We start from the raw sequence: 16,459 nt of genomic DNA, 5'->3' as shown, positions 1-16,459 counted from the left end.
ACCCGAAAAGAAAGAAAGCAGGTATCCAGTGTCCATCGCAGAAAGCCAGCCGTGGTGGCGCGGGGCGGTGATCTACCAGATCTACCCCCGCAGCTTCGCTGACGGCAGTGGCGACGGCATCGGCGACATCGCCGGCATCCGGGCACACCTGGACCACCTCTCCGGGCTCGGGGTCGACGCGGTCTGGCTCAGCCCATGGTTTCCGTCGCCGATGGCGGACGCCGGTTACGACGTGTCCGACTTCCGGGGCATCGACCCGCTCTTCGGCACCCTCGACGAGGCCGAGGCGATGATCGCCGAGGCGCACGAACGCGGCATCCGGGTCATCATCGACATCGTTCCCAACCACTGCTCGGACCAGCACCCCTGGTTCCAGGCGGCGCTGGCCGCCGGCCCGGGCTCACCGGAGCGCGAGCTGTTCTGGTTCCGTCCGGGTCGCGGCCCCGACGGCGACGAGATGCCCACCGACTGGCGCGGCGAGTTCAAGGGCACCACCTGGACCCGCACGACCAACCCCGACGGCACTCCCGGCGAGTGGTACCTGCACCTGTTCGCACCCGAACAGCCCGACTTCAACTGGGACCACCCGAAGGTCCGCGCCGAGTTCGAGAGCATCCTGCGGTTCTGGTTCGACCGGGGCGTCGACGGCATCCGGATCGACTCCGCGGCGCTGCTGCTCAAGGACCCGGCGCTGCCGGAGGTCGAAGCGGCGCAGCGGCACCCGTTCCACGACCTCGACGGCGTGCACGACATCTACCGGAGCTGGCGGCGGATCGCCGACGAGTACCCGGACAAGCGCGCGTTGATCGGCGAGGTCTGGCTGCCCGACGCCCAGCGCTTCACCAACTACCTGCGCCCCGACGAGCTGCACGCGGCGTTCAACTTCGACTTCCTGACCTGCGCGTGGGACCCGGACCTGCTGCGCGCCTGCATCGACCGCACGATGGAGACGCACGCCCTGGTCGGTGCGCCGGCCACCTGGGTGCTCGCCAACCACGACGTCACGCGGCCCGTCACCCGCTACGGCCGCGAGGACACCACCTTCGCGTTCGACACCAAGCGGGAGGGGACACCGACCAACCTGCAGCTGGGCTACCAGCGGGCCCGCGCGGCCGCTCTGCTCGCCCTGGCCCTGCCCGGCGGCGCCTACGTCTACCAGGGCGACGAGCTCGGCCTCTGGGAGGTCGAGGACATCCCGCCGGCGATGCGGACCGACCCGATGTATCCCCGGTCCGGCTTCGTCGACCCCGGCCGCGACGGCTGCCGGGTGCCGCTGCCCTGGTCCGGTGTCGAGTCGCCGTTCGGGTTCAGCCCGGCCGGCGCGACCGCGCCCTGGTTGCCGCAACCCGCCGACTGGAAGGACCGCACCGTCCAGGCGCAGACCGGCGACCCGCACTCGATGCTCGAGCTCTACCGCACCGCGCTGCGGGTGCGGCGGGGAGCGGCGGCCCTCGGCGACGGCGACATGCGCTGGCTGCCGTCCGCCGACGGGGTGCTGACGTTCGCCCGCGACCCGCGCTTCGTCTGTGTCGCCAACCTCTCGCCGTCGGCCGTGGACCTGCCCGAGCACGAGGAGCTCTGGCTGGCCAGCGGCCCGCTCGACGGTGACCGGCTCCCGCCGGACACCACCGCCTGGCTCCGCACCGCATAACCAACCGACCGATCGGCTCCACGACGACAAGAAACGCACGGGGGTAAACGCACCAAGGGCAACACCGCACGGGGGGAACCGCCCGCCTCTCGAAAGGGAACCCATGCCCCATCCAGCCGCCGTCGCTGCGCCCACAGCCGGCACCCGCCGTCGGGCGGGACTCGCCATCCTGGCGAGTTCCGCCCTGGTCGCCACCAGCATCGCCGTGGTCACCCTGACCACCGGGACCCCGGCCGTCGCGGCCGGGCTCTCCCCGTTCGACATCGCCGGCCGAGGCGCGACCGTTCCGTTCATCGAGCAGGAGGCGGAGGAGGTCGCGCACAACGGCACGAAGATCGGACCGACCCGGTTCTACGGGCAGCTTCCCGCGGAGGCGTCCGGCCGGGAGGCCGTCACCCTGGACGCTGTCGGCGAGTACGTCGAGTTCACGCTGACCGCCCCGGCCAACGCCGTGACCTTCCGCTACAGCATTCCGGACGGCCCGAGCGGCCAGGGCCGGGACGCGACCATCGACCTGCGGGCCAACGGCAGCCTGCTCAAGACCGTCCCGGTCACGTCGAAGTACGGCTGGTACTACGGCGGCTACCCGTTCAACAACAACCCGGGTGACACCAACCCGCACCACTTCTACGACGAGGCCCGGGCCATGTTCGGCTCGACGCAGCCGATCGGCACGAAGATCCGGCTGCAGGTCAACTCCACCGCGCAGTCGCCGACGTTCACCATCGACCTCGCCGACTTCGAGAACGTCCCGGCCGCGATCGCCAAGCCCACCAACGCGATCGACGTCGTCGCTGACTACGCCGCCGACCCGACCGGTGCCACCGACTCCACGGCCAAGTTCCAGGCCGCCGTCAACGCCGGCCAGGCCCAGGGCCGTCCGGTCTACGTACCCCAGGGGAACTTCACGCTCTATGACCACGTCGTGGTCGACGGCGTGACCCTGCGCGGCGCCGGCCCCTGGTACACCGTCCTCGGGGGCCGCCACCCGACCGACCGCAAGCGCGCGGCCGGCATCTACGGCAAGTACGTGCCCGGCGGCGGCTACACCGGTGAGATCCGGGCGCACGAGGCCAACGGGCCCAGCCGCAACGTCACCGTGCGCGACCTGGCCATCATCGGCGACATCCGGGAGCGGATGGACGACGACCAGGTGAACGCGTTCGGCGGCGCGATGACCGACTCCGTCATCGACAACGTCTGGATGCAGCACACCAAGGTCGGTGCCTGGATGGACGGCCCGATGAACAACTTCACGATCCGCAACAGCCGGATCCTCGACCAGACCGCCGACGGGGTCAACTTCCACACCGGCGTCACGAACTCGACGGTCACCAACACGTTCCTGCGCAACACCGGCGACGACGCGCTGGCGATGTGGGCGCAGAACGTGCCGAACGTCAACAACACCTTCAGCAACAACACGATCGGCGTCACGCTGCTGGCCAACCACCTGGTCAGCTACGGCGGCCGGGACATCAAGATCATTGACAACGTGGTGGCGGACTCGCTTACCAACGGCGGCGGCATCCACGTCGCCAACCGCTATCCGGGCGTGCAGGGCGCGACCGCGGTGCACGGCACCTGGACGATCGCCCGCAACACCACGATCCGGGCCGGCAACTCCGACTACAACTGGAACTTCGGCGTCGGCGCGATCTGGTTCTCGGCCCTCAACGAGGCGTTCGCCAGCGACGCGACCATCAACATCACCGACACCGACATCCTCGACAGCTCGTACGCGGCCCTGCACTGGATCGAAGGTCAGACCCGGGGCATCAACTTCAACAACGTCAAGATCCAGGGCGCCGGCACGTACGCCCTGCAGGTGCAGGCGGCCAGCCAGGTCTCCTTCACCAACGTGGTGGCCACCGGCATCGCCCAGGCCAAGCCGATCCACAACTGCGTCGGCTCGGGCTTCCAGATCACCCAGGGTGCCGGCAACTCCGGCTGGTACACCGCGACACCGGACTGCGGGCCCTGGCCGGCTCCACAATGGAACAACGGACCGACCAACCCGCCGACCACCACGCCGCCGACGCCGACCGGGCAGATCGTGGCCAACCCGACCAGCCTCACGTTCGGCACGCAGAACCTCAACACGACCAGCGCGCCGCAGACCGTGACGTTGCGCAACAGCGGCACCGCCAACGCCCCGGTGTCCGGCATCTCGGTGAGCCCGGCCGACTTCAGCCAGACCAACAACTGCCCGGCCACGCTGGCGCCGAACGCCACCTGCACCCTGACCGTCACGTTCCGGCCCACCGCGGCCGGCAACCGGGCCGGCATGGCGTTCGTCCAGACCACCCCGGGTGACCTGGTGATCGGGCTCTCCGGCGTCGGCTTCGACCCGGCCGGCAACCTCGCGGCGGGCCGCCCGGTTACCGCGAGCAGCACCAACGGCCCGTACCCGGCGACCAACGCGGTCGACGGCAACGTCGCTTCCTACTGGGAGAGCACCAACGGGCAGTTCCCGCAGTCGCTGACCGTCGACCTCGGCTCTGCCCAGTCGGTCAACCGGCTGGTGCTCAAGCTGCCGACCAACTGGGAGACCCGCACCCAGAACATCACGGTCCTGGGCTCGACCGACGGCGGTTCGTACGCGCAGATCCTGGGTGCGGCCAACTACACCTTCAACCAGGGCTCGTCGGTGACGGTCAACCTGCCCGCAGGCACCCGGCGCTACGTCCGGTTGACCTTCAACAGCAACAACGTCTGGCCGGCGGCGCAACTCTCGGAGTTCGAGGTGTACGGCGGCGGCTCCACCGGACCGGCTCTCAACGTGACGCCCGGCGCGCTGACCTTCGCCAGCCGGCAGGTCAACACGACCAGCCCGGCGCAGCAGGTCAGCGTCACCAACACCGGCAACGCGACCGCGACGATCTCCGGGGTCTCGGTCACCGGCAACTACGCGCAGACCAACAACTGCGGGTCGCTGGCGGCCGGCGCGTCCTGCACCGTCAACGTCACCTTCACGCCGACCGGCACGGGCACCCGCACCGGCACGCTGTCGATCGCGTCCAACGCACCCGGCTCGCCGCACACCGTCAGCCTGACCGGAGAAGGCACCACGACGACGCCACCGGCGACCAACCTGGCGCTCAACCGGCCGATCACCGAGACCAGCCACGCCGACGTCTACGGCGCCGGCAACGCGGTCGACGGCAATGCCAACAGCTACTGGGAGAGCGCCAACAACGCCTTCCCGCAGTCGGTCACCGTCGACCTGGGCAGCGCCCAGTCGGTGTCCCGGGTGGTGCTGAAGCTACCGCCGGCGAGCGCCTGGGCGACGCGTACCCAGACGATCGCGGTCCTGGGCTCCACCAACAACTCGTCCTTCGCCACCTTGTCCGGCGCGGCCGGGCGGACCTTCAACCCCGCCTCCGGCAACACGCCGACCATCACCTTCGCCGCCACGTCGCAGCGCTGGCTGCGGCTGACCTTCACCGGCAACACGGGCTGGCCCGCCGGTCAGCTCTCGGAGTTCGAGGTCTACGCCTCCTGACGCACCAAACGGGAGGGCCGCCCTGCCTTGGCGGCCCTCCCGTCGAAGCACCCCGTTCCCGACTCCACGGAAACCCTCACGGAAGAGGTGCAACCCCCATCATGTCCCGATCCCGGCATCGAAGTGTCACGTGGCGGTTAATAGCCGGCACACTCTCGTCCCTGCTCGTCGGCTCCGCGTTGGTCGCCGTCTCGGCCAACCCGGCCGCCGCGGCCGGTGGACCCAACCTGGCCGCGGGCAAGCCCACCTCGGCCAGCAGCACCAACGGCGGCTTCGTCGCCGGCAACCTGACCGACGGCAACAAGGGCAGCTACTGGGAGAGCTCCGGCGCCCTGCCCCAGTGGGGCCAGGTCGACCTGGGCAGCACGATCAGCATCGACCAGGTGGTGCTCAAGCTCCCCGACGGCTGGGGGCAGCGCACGCAGACCCTGTCCGTGCAGGGCAGCACCAACGGCAGCAGCTTCTCGGCCATCACGTCCTCGGCCGGCCAGGTGTTCTCGCCCGGCAACAACAACACCGTCACCATCAACTTCGGCGCGACCAACGCCCGCTACGTGCGGGTCAACATCACCGCGAACACCGGCTGGGGCGCAGCCCAGCTCTCCGAGCTCGAGGTGTACGGCGCCGCGACCTCGTCCAGCAACCTCGCGCTGAACAAGGCGACCAGCGAGAGCGGCCACTCCGACGTGTACGGCTCGGGCAACGCGGTCGACGGCAACCAGGGCACCTACTGGGAGAGCACCAACAACTCGTTCCCGGAGCACCTGCAGGTCGACCTCGGCTCCGCGGTCGCGGTCAACCGGGTCGTGCTCAAGCTGCCGACGTCGGGCTGGGGCACCCGCACCCAGACGCTGTCCGTGCAGGGCAGCACCAACGGCACGTCGTTCACCGACCTGTCGCCGTCGGCGGGCCGGGTGTTCGACCCGGCCAGCGGCAACACCGTGTCGATCACCTTCAACCAGGCGACCACGCGGTACGTGCGGCTGAACTTCACCGCGAACACCGCGTGGCCGGCCGGCCAGATCTCCGAGTTCGAGGTGTACGGGCCTTCGGGGGGCGACACGACCGCGCCTTCGGCGCCGACCAACCTCGCGTTCACCCAGCCGGCCTCCGACCAGATCCGGCTGACCTGGTCGGCCTCGACCGACAACGTCGGCGTGACCGGCTATGACATCTACGCCAACGGCCAGCTGCTGACCAGCGTCGGCAACGTGCTCACGTACACCGACACCCAGCCGGCCAGCGCGACCGTCTCCTACTACGTGCGCGCCAAGGACGCGGCCGGCAACCAGTCCGGCAACAGCAACACGGTGACCCGCACGGGCACCTCGACCGACACCCAGGCGCCGACCGCTCCGTCCGGGCTGGCGTACACCGAGCCCGGGTCGAACCAGATCCGGCTGACCTGGAACGCCTCGACCGACAACGTCGGCGTCACCGGCTACGACGTCTACGCCAACGGATCGGTGCGGGCCAGCGTCGGCGCGGGTGTGCTCACCTACACCGACACGCAGCCCGCGACGGCGACCGTGTCCTACTACGTGCGCGCCAAGGACGCCGCCGGCAACGTCTCGGGCAACAGCAACACCGTGACCCGCGCCGGCAGCGGCGGACCGGGCGGCACCAACCTGGCGGTGGGCAAGCCGATCACCGGCTCGTCGACGGTGCACACGTTCGTCGCCGCCAACGCCAACGACGACAACGCCGCCACCTACTGGGAGGGCGCGCCGGGCGCGTACCCGAGCACGCTGACCATCTCACTCGGCGCGAACGCCACCGTGAGCTCGGTCGTGGTCAAGCTGCCGCCGGACGGGGCGTGGGGTCCGCGTACCCAGACGTTCTCGATCTCGGGTCGGGAGCAGAGCTCGTCGAGCTTCACCACGCTGGTGGGCTCGGCGACGTACAGCTTCAGCAACTCGTCCGCGAGCAACACGGTGACCATCCCGGTCAGCGGCAACGTCGCCGACGTTCGGCTGACGTTCACCGCCAACAGCGGCTCGTCGAACGGCCAGGTCTCCGAGTTCCAGGTGATCGGCACGCCGGCGCCCAACCCGGACCTGACCGTCAGCGCCATCTCCGCGTCGCCGGCGAACCCGATCGAGACCGACTCGATCACGCTGTCGGCCACGGTCCGCAACATCGGCAACGCGGGCTCCGGCGCCACCACCGTCGGGCTCTACCTGGGCACCACCAAGGTGGCCACGGCCAACGTCGGTGCGCTGGCGGCCGGCGGGCAGACCACGGTCACCGCTGGTATCGGTCCGCGCGACGCCGGCACGTACCAGCTGGTCGCCAAGGTCGACGAGAGCAACACCGTCATCGAGCAGAGCGACGCCAACAACACCTTCACCGGCGGCAACCTCGTCGTCGGCCAGGTGCAGAGCTCCGACCTGGTGGCCGGCTCGGTGAGCTGGTCGCCGAACAACCCGTCGGCCGGGCAGACCGTCACCTTCTCGGTGGCGATCCGCAACCAGGGCACGATCGCCTCGGCCAGCGGCGCGCACGGCATCACGCTGACGGTGCTCAACGAGTCCGGCTCGGTGGTTCGCACGCTGACCGGGTCGTACAGCGGCGCGATCGCCGCCGGTGCCACCGCGCCGGCCGTCACCATGGGCACCTGGGTGGCCGCCAACGGCCGGTACACCGTGCGGGTCGTGCTCGCCGACGATGCCAACGAGTTGCCGGTCAAGCGCACCAACAACACCAGTGACCGGCCGTTCTTCTCCGGTCGCGGTGCCAACATGCCGTACGACATGTACGAGGCCGAGGACGGCACCATCGGCGGCGGCGCGCAGTCGCTGGCGCCGAACCGCACCATCGGCGACCTCGCCGGTGAGGCATCCGGCCGGCGCGCGGTGCGCCTGCCGTCCAACGGGTCGTTCGTGCAGTGGACGACGCGCAACCCCACCAACACCCTCGTGGTCCGGTTCTCGATCCCGGACTCCGCAGGCGGTGGCGGCCAGACGTCGTCGCTGAACATCTACGTCAACGGCACGCTGCACAAGGCGATCCCGCTCGACTCGCGCTACGCGTGGCTCTACGGCGCCGAGGCGAGCCCGAACAACTCGCCGGGCTCCGGCGGGCCGCGGCACATCTACGACGAGGCCAACATCATGTTGAACTCGTCCGTACCCGCCGGCTCGGTGATCAAGCTTCAGAAGGACAGTGGCACCGAGGCGACGGTCGACTTCGTCAACCTGGAGCAGGTCGCGCCGCGGGCCAACCCGGACGCGGCCCGTTACAAGGTCCCGGCCGGCACCAGCCAGCAGCAGGTCCAGGCGGCGTTCGACGCGGCCCGGCAGGACACCACCTCGCTCGGCGTCTACCTGCCGGCGGGCACCTACGAGACCGCGAACAAGTTCCAGGTGTACGGGCGGGCGATCAAGGTGGTCGGCGCCGGCATCTGGTACACCCGGTTCCAGACGCCGCAGACCCAACAGGACACGAACGCGGGCTTCGACGTGCAGGCGTCGGCCAGCGGGTCGTCGTTCGAGCACCTGGCCTTCTTCGGCAACTACACGTCCCGCCAGGACGGGCCGGGCAAGGTCTGGGGCGAGCTGCAGAACGTCGACAACATGACGATCGACAACGTCTGGGTCGAGCACACGATCTGCGCCTACTGGGGCGTGAGCGTGAGCGGACTGAAGATCACCAACAGCCGCTTCCGCAACACGTTCGCCGACGCGGTCAACATGACGAACGGCAGCACGGACAACCTCATCTCCAACAACGAGGGCCGGGGCAACGGCGACGACGCGTTCGCCCTGTTCTCGGCCACGGACGCGGGCGGCGGAGCGAACACGGGCAACGTGTTCGAGAACCTGTCGGCCACGGTCACCTGGCGAGCGGCCGGCATCGCGGTCTACGGCGGGCAGAACAACACCTTCCGCAACCTCTACATCGCCGACCAGCTCACGTACTCGGGTCTGACCATCAGCTCGTTGGACTTCGGCTACCCGTTCGTCGGTTTCGGGCCGGGCGTCACGTCCTTCGACAACATCTCGTTGATCAGGTCCGGCGGCCATTTCTGGGGCGCGCAGACCTTCCCGGCGATCTGGATGTTCTCGGCGTCCAAGGAGTTCAGAGCTATTCGGGTGTCCAACGTGGACATCGTCGATCCGACGTACTCCGGGATCATGTTCCAGACGAAGTACAACGGTGCGGCGGAGTTCCCGGTGCAGGACACCGTCTTTACCAACATCTCGATCTCGGGTGCGCAGAAGAGCGGTGACGCGTTCGACGCCAAGTCCGGCTTCGGGATCTGGGTCAACGAGCTGCCCGAGCCGGGCCAGGGCCCGGCGGTCGGCTCGGCGACGTTCAACAACCTGCGGTTCAGCAACAACTTCCAGGACATCAAGAACACGACGAGCACGTTCCAACTGATCATCAACAACTGACCCATCGACCGAGTGCCCCGGGGACAACGCCGAGTCCCCGGGGCACTCCTTCTCTTTCTTTTGGAGGTCTCATGCGACGGGGGATGCTGGCCTGCGCGGCCGTGGCCGTGCTTCTGCTAGCCGGCTGCGGCTCTGACGATGGCGGTGCGGCCGTGATCGCGCCGAGCCCGACCGGTCCCGTGCCGGGCGCCGCGTGTCCGGGCATGGCTTCGGGAGCGGCAGCCAAGCCGGTGCACTTCGGGGACGACGGCGCCACGAACCTGGCCGGGCTGATCGGTGGCAAGGGAACCACCGGTGTGGTGCTGGCCCACCAGGCGCAGGCCGACCTGTGCCAGTGGATCCTGGGCTTCAACGAGCTCATCGGCAAGGGCTACAGGGTGCTCGCGTTCGACTTCCACGGGCACGGCTCGTCAGAAAGCGCTGAGGTCGGCTTCGACGAAGACGTGGTCGCCGCCGCAGCGACCCTGCGGTCCGACGGCGCCACGTCGATCGTCCTGGTAGGCGCGTCGATGGGCGGCACGTTCTCGATCGCCGCGACCCCGAAGATCACACCCCCGGTAGCCGGGGTGATCTCGGTGTCAGCACCGCTGGCCTACGGCGGCGTCAGCGCCCAGGAATCGGCACCAAAGCTCACGGTGCCGGCACTGTTCCTGGCGCAGCAGGACGACGGCCTGTTCGGCGACGCGGCCAAGCAGTTCAAGACCGCCGCCACCGCCAGCCCAGACGCTCAGCTCCTGGTCACACCGGGCGCGACCCACGGTGTCCCGCTGGTCATCGAGGGCGGCGACACCAAACTACGCGAAGCCTTCTTCGCGTTCCTCGCCAAGTACGCGCCAGTCTGAAGGAAGGGCACCTTGTTATCGCTTTTCGCATAACAGGGTGCCCTTGCTAACTCGGGGCGCCGTGGCGTCCTTCGCCGGACATGAAACGGGCCGCGCCCTCGGTGGCGCCCGCCGCGAGCGACTCCAGGCCCAACGCGAATTCGGCTTCCATCGTGCCGGCGCGGACCGCCTGCCGGTCGTTGCGCAGGCACGTCTGTGGCAACCGGGCCAGCTCGGCGGCGAGATCCTGGGCCGCGGCCAACGCGCCGCCGGGTGGCGCCAGTCGGTTGACCAGGCCGATCTGGTGCGCCTCGGCCGCGGGCACCGGGCGGCCGGTCAGGATCAGGTCCATCGCCCGGCTTTCGCCGATCAGCCGGGGGAGTCGGACCGTGCCGCCGTCGATGAGTGGCACTCCCCACCGCCGGCAGAAGACGCCGAGCACCGCGTCCTCGGCGGCGACCCGCAGGTCGCACCAGAGGGCGAGCTCCAGGCCGCCGGCTACGGCGTACCCCTCGATCGCGGCAATGACCGGTTTGGACAGTGCCATCCGGGTCGGGCCCATCGGGCCGTCGCCGTCGGGGGCGACGCGGTTGCTCCGGTCGGTGCCGATCGCGCCCAGGTCGGCGCCGGCGCAGAACGTGCCGCCCGTGCCGGTCAGGATCGCGACCGCCGCCGTGTCGTCGGCGTCGAACGCCCGGAATGCCTCAGCCAGGGCCGCCGCGGTCGGCCCGTCGACGGCGTTGCGCTTGGCCGGCCGGTCGATCAGCACGGTGGTGACGGGTCCGGCGCGTTCGGTTCGCACGGTCATCTCTTAACCCTCACAGACCCGGGCGGGTGACTTTCGGCGGGTCACCCACGCCCGACCGGCCCGGCGTGCCAGCCTATCTGCGTCCTTTGTGTATATACGGGGGTTTCATGAAACTTCATCGCTTCGCCACCGTTCTCGCCGGGGCGCTCGCGGCCACCATGCTCACACCGACGCTGGCCAACGCGGCGCCGATGAACAACCGGCCGTGGGTCTCCGTCATCGCACGTGGCCTTGACAACCCGCGCGGCGTGGCGGTCGGCACCAACGGTGCCGTCCTGGTCGCGGAGGCGGGGCGGGGCGGCCGGAGCGACAAGTGCGTCGACTCCGCCGAAGGCGGGCAGGTCTGCCTCGGCTTCAGCGGCGGCATCACCGCCGTCTCGACGGGCAGGCGCGACACCTGGACCCAGCGGCGCATCGTGGGCGGTCTTCCCTCGCTCGCGGGTCCCGACGGTTCCCAGGCGATCGGCCCGCACGACGTGTCGTCGTACGGGGGCGGCGACCTCGTCACCACCATCGGGCTCGGCGGGACTCCGCAGACGCGGGCCGGGCTCGGTTTCGGCGCCCTGCTGCTCGGTCGCAGCGTGGTGATCAGTGCCGACGGCCGGCGGTTGAGCATCCGCAGCCTCGGTGACCACGCGGCCTTCGAGGCCCGGCGCGACCCGGACCGGCAGGGTGCGGACAGCAACCCGTACGGCGTGCTCGCCACCCGCAACGGCGTGGTGGCCACCGACGCGGGTGGCAACACCCTGCTCAGCGTCGACCGGCGCGGCGAGGTGTCCACGGTCGCGGTCTTCCCGAACCGGTTCGTGCAGGGACCCAACGGTCAGCGGGTGCCCATGCAGGCGGTGCCGACCTCGGTGGTGCGGGGGCCAGACGGGGCCTTCTACGTCGGTCAGTTGACCGGCTTCCCGTTCCCGGTGGGCGGCGCCAACATCTACCGGGTCGTGCCCGGCGAGCGGCCGACGGTGTTCGCTCGTGGCTTCACCAACGTCGTCGACCTGGCCTTCGACCGCCAGGGTCGCCTGCTGGTGCTGGAGATCGCCAAGAACGGCCTGCTCAGCGGTGACCAGACCGGTGCGCTGATCCGCGTCGACCGGCGCGGCAACCACGTCGAGCTCGCGCCGGGCCGGCTGGTCGCCCCGGGTGGTCTGGCGGTCGGCGAGGACGGTTCGTTGTACGTGTCCAACCGGTCCACCACGGCCGGCCGCGGTGAGCTGCTGCGGATCGCCAGCAACAGGTAGCTTTTCTTCCCTCCAGAACGGCCCCGGTCCATGGTGGACCGGGGCCGTTCTCTCATGCCGCGGCGAGCACCAGGATGCCGAGCGTGAGCGCGCCGGCGGCGAGGAACAGCGCGCCGATCCAGAGCAGGGCGATCAGGGAGTTGGGCTTGGTGCGGCCCCGGCCCATCGAGGAGAAGAAGAAGCCGGCGGGCATGAGGATCGCGGCGATCGGGATCGCGGTGCGGGCGAGCCAACCCCAGAAACCATGGGCGCCGGCGGCATCGGCGTACGGGAGTGCGACCAGGCTGAGGATCACGAAGACGCCGGCGTGTGCGTGCCCGGCGCGGGCGAACGCCTTCTGGAAGTCGGTCAGCTCGACGGCACCGCGAGCCACCTTGGTCAGGTAGTACCCGCCGGTCTCGATGGTCACGATCGTGATCAGGAGTACGCCGGCGATGCCCAGTGACTGAGAGGTCAGCGTCACGGTGGCCATCCAATCTTGCCGTTGACTAGTTATCTTGACGGTGACAAGACTAGCCTGGAAGGTAGATGGTGGGAAGAGGGGGGACCGAGATGACGAAACCGCACGAGCGCGTCTCGAACGCCGAACGCGAAGCGGCCGCCAGAATGCTCGCCGACGCGGCCGGTGCCGGCTATCTGACGACCGACGAGTTCGACGGGCGGGTCTCGGCCGCATACTCCGCCGTCACCCGAGCCGACCTCGACCGGGTCGCGGTCGAGATCCCGTCCGAATGGGTACGCGGCTGGGAGAAGTCCCGCCGCCGGGCGGACCGGCTGGTCGCCCAGCAGGCATCGGCCCGCAAACACCTGGCGGCGTACATCGCGGGCAGCGGCTTGATGATCACGATCTGGTTCGTGGTCGGCCTGGCCACGGGCGCGTGGTACCCGTGGCCACTCTGGCCGATCCTCGGGTGGGGCTTCGGCGTCTACCACCACACGAAGCCCTTGCGCCAAGCCCGCCAACTGCGCAACGAAAGCACCCAACGCCAACTCGGCCGAGGGACAGCGTTCTAGGTGGTCAGGTTTCGTCGCAGGGGTAAGAACAAAGGGCTCATGACTCGGGTCCGCGGTGGGCGCGACCGCTCCGCTTCGCTCCGCTGCCACGTCCGCGGCTGCGCGCTCCTACTTCCAGCGGGCCGCCGTTGATGGGGTTCCCGCCGCCGCCCGAACAACGGCGGGAACCCCCGCAGGTCATTCGCCTTCGGCTCGGTGGCGGCCGCCGTCGACCGGGGTCCCGGCCGGTTTACGGCGTAGGCCGAAGACGGTACCGACCTGCGCGCCTACGATCGCCGCGGCGGCGATCACGGCTGAGACGGCGAGTGGGCGGTTGATCTGGAGGCCCGTGTCGGTGGACTGGGGCGCGCCGGCTGCCATGTTCTGGTCCGGGGATGCCGGCGGCAGCGGCACGATGACTGGCGGGCGCGGGGCGGGCAGCACCGGTGGCACGGTGTTGACCTCCGGCGGGGCGGGCTTGGCGGGCTGGTCCGGCAGCGGCTGGTTCGGGGCCGGCTGGTTCGGCGTGGGCTTGCTCGGTGCCGGCTGGTTCGGGCTGGGCTGCGTCGGGTCTGCCTTCGGCGGCTGCGCGGGCTGGGCCGGCTGCGCGGGTGGCGGCTGGTTCGGGTCGTGGCCGTCGTCGATGCCTGGCCGGATGACCATGCCGCTCGCATGTGGACGGTAGCCGTGGTCGATCGCGTCGTCCGGCAGCTTGAGCAGCTGGCCCGGATAGATCCGGTCCGGATTTTGGATTTTGTTCAGCCGGGCCAGTTCCGGGTAGTCGCCGAAGTCACCCACGTACCGGTCGGCGATCGCGCCCAGGTAGTCGCCGCGCTCGACCTCGTACCGCGGCTCGTCGTCCGGGGAGCTGTGCCGGTGCGCGGCCGTCGGGAGCAGTTGCGCGACGCCGACCGGCGACGCCGGGGTCGCGGCCGCGACCGTGGTGGTGGCCCGCTCGGGCATGGTCGCCCACGGCGTCGCGGTCGCCGCCCGGGCCGGCACGTGCAGCACCATCGGCTGGCTGGGCGACGCGATCGCGGCCGTCGTCGGGCTGCCGATCAGGACCAGCGCCGAGCCGATCAGCGCCGCCGCCATCCGCTGCTGGCGGCGCAGCCCGGGTAGTCGCGGCGTCGGCCGGCGGACGAGTCGGAACGGCAGCTCGAGCAGCACGGACATGGCGAAGGTCCCCCATCCCAGCCAGCCGAGCACGGCCAGCGTCCGCACGAAGAGCTGCCCGTCGTCGCGGCTGGTCAACGCCGTGCCGATCTCGGCGAACGTGGGCATGTGGTCGGGCAACGGGTTGCCGGCGAAGGCGAGCAGCGCGATCGGCGCACCGCCGACCAGCCCGACCAGCAGGACCAGCGCACCCAGGCCGGTGACGATCTGCCCCACGCGGCGGGGCGTGGACACGGTCACGGTTCCTCCTCGGGGAAGGCATCGGTGGTGGTGACCAGCTCGACCGTCGCCTCGGCCCGCACCGGGTACGTGTCGTCGAAGCCGAAGAAATCGAGCATCGCCGCGTCGTACGAGATGGTGACCGTGACCTGGAGGAACTGGGTGCTCTCGTTGCCGTCGTCGTCCTCGCCCAGCGCCACGGAGCGGTCGACCACGGTCGGATCGTCGAGGTTGTCGATGAAGGCCAACGCGGCGGTACGGGCGGCGGCCGGGTCGACGGCGGCCGGTGCGCCGGCGATCGCGTCCGCGACGTCGATCGCCTGGCCGCCGGCCCGCGCCGCCTCCGCCGCGATGTTGGCAGCCCGCTGGTAGGCGCGGATCCGGCCGATCCCGTCGAAGGTCAGCCCGATCACGATCAGCACGCCGACCAGCGCGACCGCGATGAACACACTGACCCGGCCGCGGTCAGTGCCGACTCCGGCGCCGGCGCCGGCGCCGCCCGCCGACGCCGGAGGTCCGCTTCCGGCGGTCATCCGAGGCTCCGACCGCGGTACCAGTCCAGCGGCGAGGTGTAGCGCGCCCGCACGTCCGTGGTGGTCAGGTCGAGGAACGGGAAGCCGGTGAAGTCGAGCGTGCATTCGACGGTCACGGTGACGACGGGCGGCGGCCCGGCCTGCGGCCCGAAGTCGTCGTTCGCGAACGCGTCGGCCACGTCGGGGGTGATGGTGCGGTTCAGACACAGCACGTCGAGCTCGTCGAGGGTGTCGTTGGCCGCGTCGCGGGCCGCGGCCGCCGCCTGACCGCCTTCGCGCTCGATCGACGCCGCCCGGGCCGCGTCGTGCGCGGCCAGGTCGACGGCGTTCTGCGCGATGGTGACCCGCCCGACGAAGGACGCCACCACCATCAGCATGATGAACGCCGGCAGCAGGATGGCCACCTCGACCGACGCCGAGCCCCGATCTCTCATGGCTGGTCCACAGTGAATCGTTCGACGGTGCCGTGGGCGGTCGCTTCGACCGGGAAGCGGACGCCGGGGATCACCGACAGGGCCTGGCCGGTGACGGTGAACGCCACCTCGTCGGCCTCGGCGGGCGCGGCCTCGACCTGGCCGTCGCTGAGCCAGTCGCCGGTGTGGGTCAGGAACGCGTTGCCCTTGGTGATGCCGACGCCCGGCGGTGCCTGGTAGGCGCGCTGCGCGCTGACCGCCTCCTGCGCCGCGGACAGGGCCGCGGAGCGGGCGAGGAAGATGGCCGCGATCTGGATGGCCAGGAACAGCAACAGGATGATCAGCGGTGCGACGATGGCGAGCTCGACCGGCGAGGCGCCGCGGTCGGAGCCGTCCCGATCCCCGGGCACGTCCGGGTCCCGGCGCGCGGTGGCCGCGTCCGTACCCGGGATCGGTAGTAGGGCCATCGTCAGCCTTCGCCGCCGCCGCCGTCGATCTGCTGGATGTCGCCCGACTGGTCCATGAAGGTGTTGGCCGTCGTCAGGGCCCAGGCCACGACGATGCCGGCCATCAGGGCGAGGCCGACGATGATGATCGCGGTCGGCACCGGGTTGTCGCCCCGGTCCCCTTCGCCGCCGCGCAGTACGGTGCGAAGCCGCTGCAGCGCGGCCATGTGTAGATAGGCGAGGTACGCCATCGGAC

At 70.2% G+C, this 16,459-nt stretch carries 13 protein-coding genes; 6 read left to right on the top strand and 7 right to left on the bottom strand.

Annotated features, from left to right (window positions below):
* Positions 1-34: 34 nt before the first annotated feature.
* The 4 genes from CHC05_RS17050 (at position 35) to CHC05_RS17035 (ending at position 10,395) form a co-directional block, all read left to right on the top strand.
* Positions 35-1,651 carry a glycoside hydrolase family 13 protein gene (locus CHC05_RS17050; RefSeq protein ID WP_089250380.1) on the top strand — a complete coding sequence of 539 codons (1,617 nt, stop codon included), beginning with the start codon at positions 35-37 and terminating at the stop codon, positions 1,649-1,651.
* 103 nt (positions 1,652-1,754) lie between these two features.
* A complete protein-coding gene (locus tag CHC05_RS17045) occupies positions 1,755-5,156 on the top strand; it encodes a galactose-binding domain-containing protein (protein ID WP_089249878.1) in 3,402 nt (1,133 codons plus the stop codon).
* 101 nt (positions 5,157-5,257) lie between these two features.
* On the top strand, positions 5,258-9,553 hold the full coding sequence (locus CHC05_RS17040; RefSeq protein ID WP_089249876.1) for a discoidin domain-containing protein: 4,296 nt from the start codon (positions 5,258-5,260) through the stop codon (positions 9,551-9,553).
* Positions 9,554-9,624: 71 nt separating this feature from the next.
* Positions 9,625-10,395 carry an alpha/beta fold hydrolase gene (locus tag CHC05_RS17035; protein ID WP_089249874.1) on the top strand — a complete coding sequence of 257 codons (771 nt, stop codon included), beginning with the start codon at positions 9,625-9,627 and terminating at the stop codon, positions 10,393-10,395.
* Between the two features lie 46 nt (positions 10,396-10,441).
* Here the strand turns inward: CHC05_RS17035 and CHC05_RS17030 are convergent, their stop codons facing one another.
* Positions 10,442-11,182, bottom strand: a complete 741-nt coding sequence (locus CHC05_RS17030; protein WP_089249872.1) for a crotonase/enoyl-CoA hydratase family protein — start codon at positions 11,180-11,182, stop codon at positions 10,442-10,444.
* 107 nt (positions 11,183-11,289) lie between these two features.
* Here CHC05_RS17030 and CHC05_RS17025 point away from each other — a divergent pair, with 107 nt between their 5' ends.
* Positions 11,290-12,423 (top strand): ScyD/ScyE family protein, encoded by a 1,134-nt coding sequence (locus tag CHC05_RS17025; RefSeq protein WP_089249870.1) that lies wholly within the window; start codon positions 11,290-11,292, stop codon positions 12,421-12,423.
* A 52-nt stretch (positions 12,424-12,475) separates the two neighbouring features.
* Here the strand turns inward: CHC05_RS17025 and CHC05_RS17020 are convergent, their stop codons facing one another.
* Positions 12,476-12,895, bottom strand: coding sequence for a hypothetical protein (locus CHC05_RS17020; protein WP_089249868.1), 420 nt, complete (start codon positions 12,893-12,895; stop codon positions 12,476-12,478).
* Positions 12,896-12,975: 80 nt separating this feature from the next.
* Between CHC05_RS17020 and CHC05_RS17015 the strand changes: the two genes are divergently transcribed.
* Positions 12,976-13,437, top strand: coding sequence for a DUF1707 domain-containing protein (locus tag CHC05_RS17015; RefSeq protein ID WP_179266229.1), 462 nt, complete (start codon positions 12,976-12,978; stop codon positions 13,435-13,437).
* Positions 13,438-13,614: 177 nt separating this feature from the next.
* On the opposite strand, the gene CHC05_RS17010 is transcribed toward CHC05_RS17015, so the two are convergent.
* From CHC05_RS17010 to CHC05_RS16990, 5 genes are read right to left on the bottom strand one after another with little or no spacing between them, the layout of a single operon-like run.
* Positions 13,615-14,832 (bottom strand): LysM peptidoglycan-binding domain-containing protein, encoded by a 1,218-nt coding sequence (locus CHC05_RS17010; RefSeq protein ID WP_089249864.1) that lies wholly within the window; start codon positions 14,830-14,832, stop codon positions 13,615-13,617.
* Positions 14,829-15,344, bottom strand: coding sequence for a hypothetical protein (locus CHC05_RS17005; RefSeq protein ID WP_089249862.1), 516 nt, complete (start codon positions 15,342-15,344; stop codon positions 14,829-14,831). Before CHC05_RS17005 ends, CHC05_RS17010 begins: the two co-directional genes overlap by 4 nt.
* Positions 15,341-15,778: a TadE family protein gene (locus CHC05_RS17000; protein WP_179266228.1), complete on the bottom strand. Its 438-nt coding sequence runs from the start codon at positions 15,776-15,778 to the stop codon at positions 15,341-15,343. Before CHC05_RS17000 ends, CHC05_RS17005 begins: the two co-directional genes overlap by 4 nt.
* Entirely contained in the window at positions 15,775-16,224 is a 450-nt protein-coding gene (locus CHC05_RS16995) for a TadE/TadG family type IV pilus assembly protein (protein WP_089249858.1), read from the bottom strand. The genes CHC05_RS17000 and CHC05_RS16995 overlap by 4 nt, the downstream gene beginning before the upstream one ends.
* 2 nt (positions 16,225-16,226) lie before the next feature.
* Positions 16,227-16,454 (bottom strand): hypothetical protein, encoded by a 228-nt coding sequence (locus CHC05_RS16990; RefSeq protein WP_089249856.1) that lies wholly within the window; start codon positions 16,452-16,454, stop codon positions 16,227-16,229.
* Positions 16,455-16,459 lie beyond the last annotated feature (5 nt).

It is taken from the genome of Asanoa hainanensis (assembly GCF_900188485.1).
GTDB lineage: Bacteria > Actinomycetota > Actinomycetes > Mycobacteriales > Micromonosporaceae > Asanoa > Asanoa hainanensis.
The sequence above is the reverse complement of the archived record's forward strand: the minus strand, read 5'-3'. Positions and strand labels throughout refer to the sequence as shown.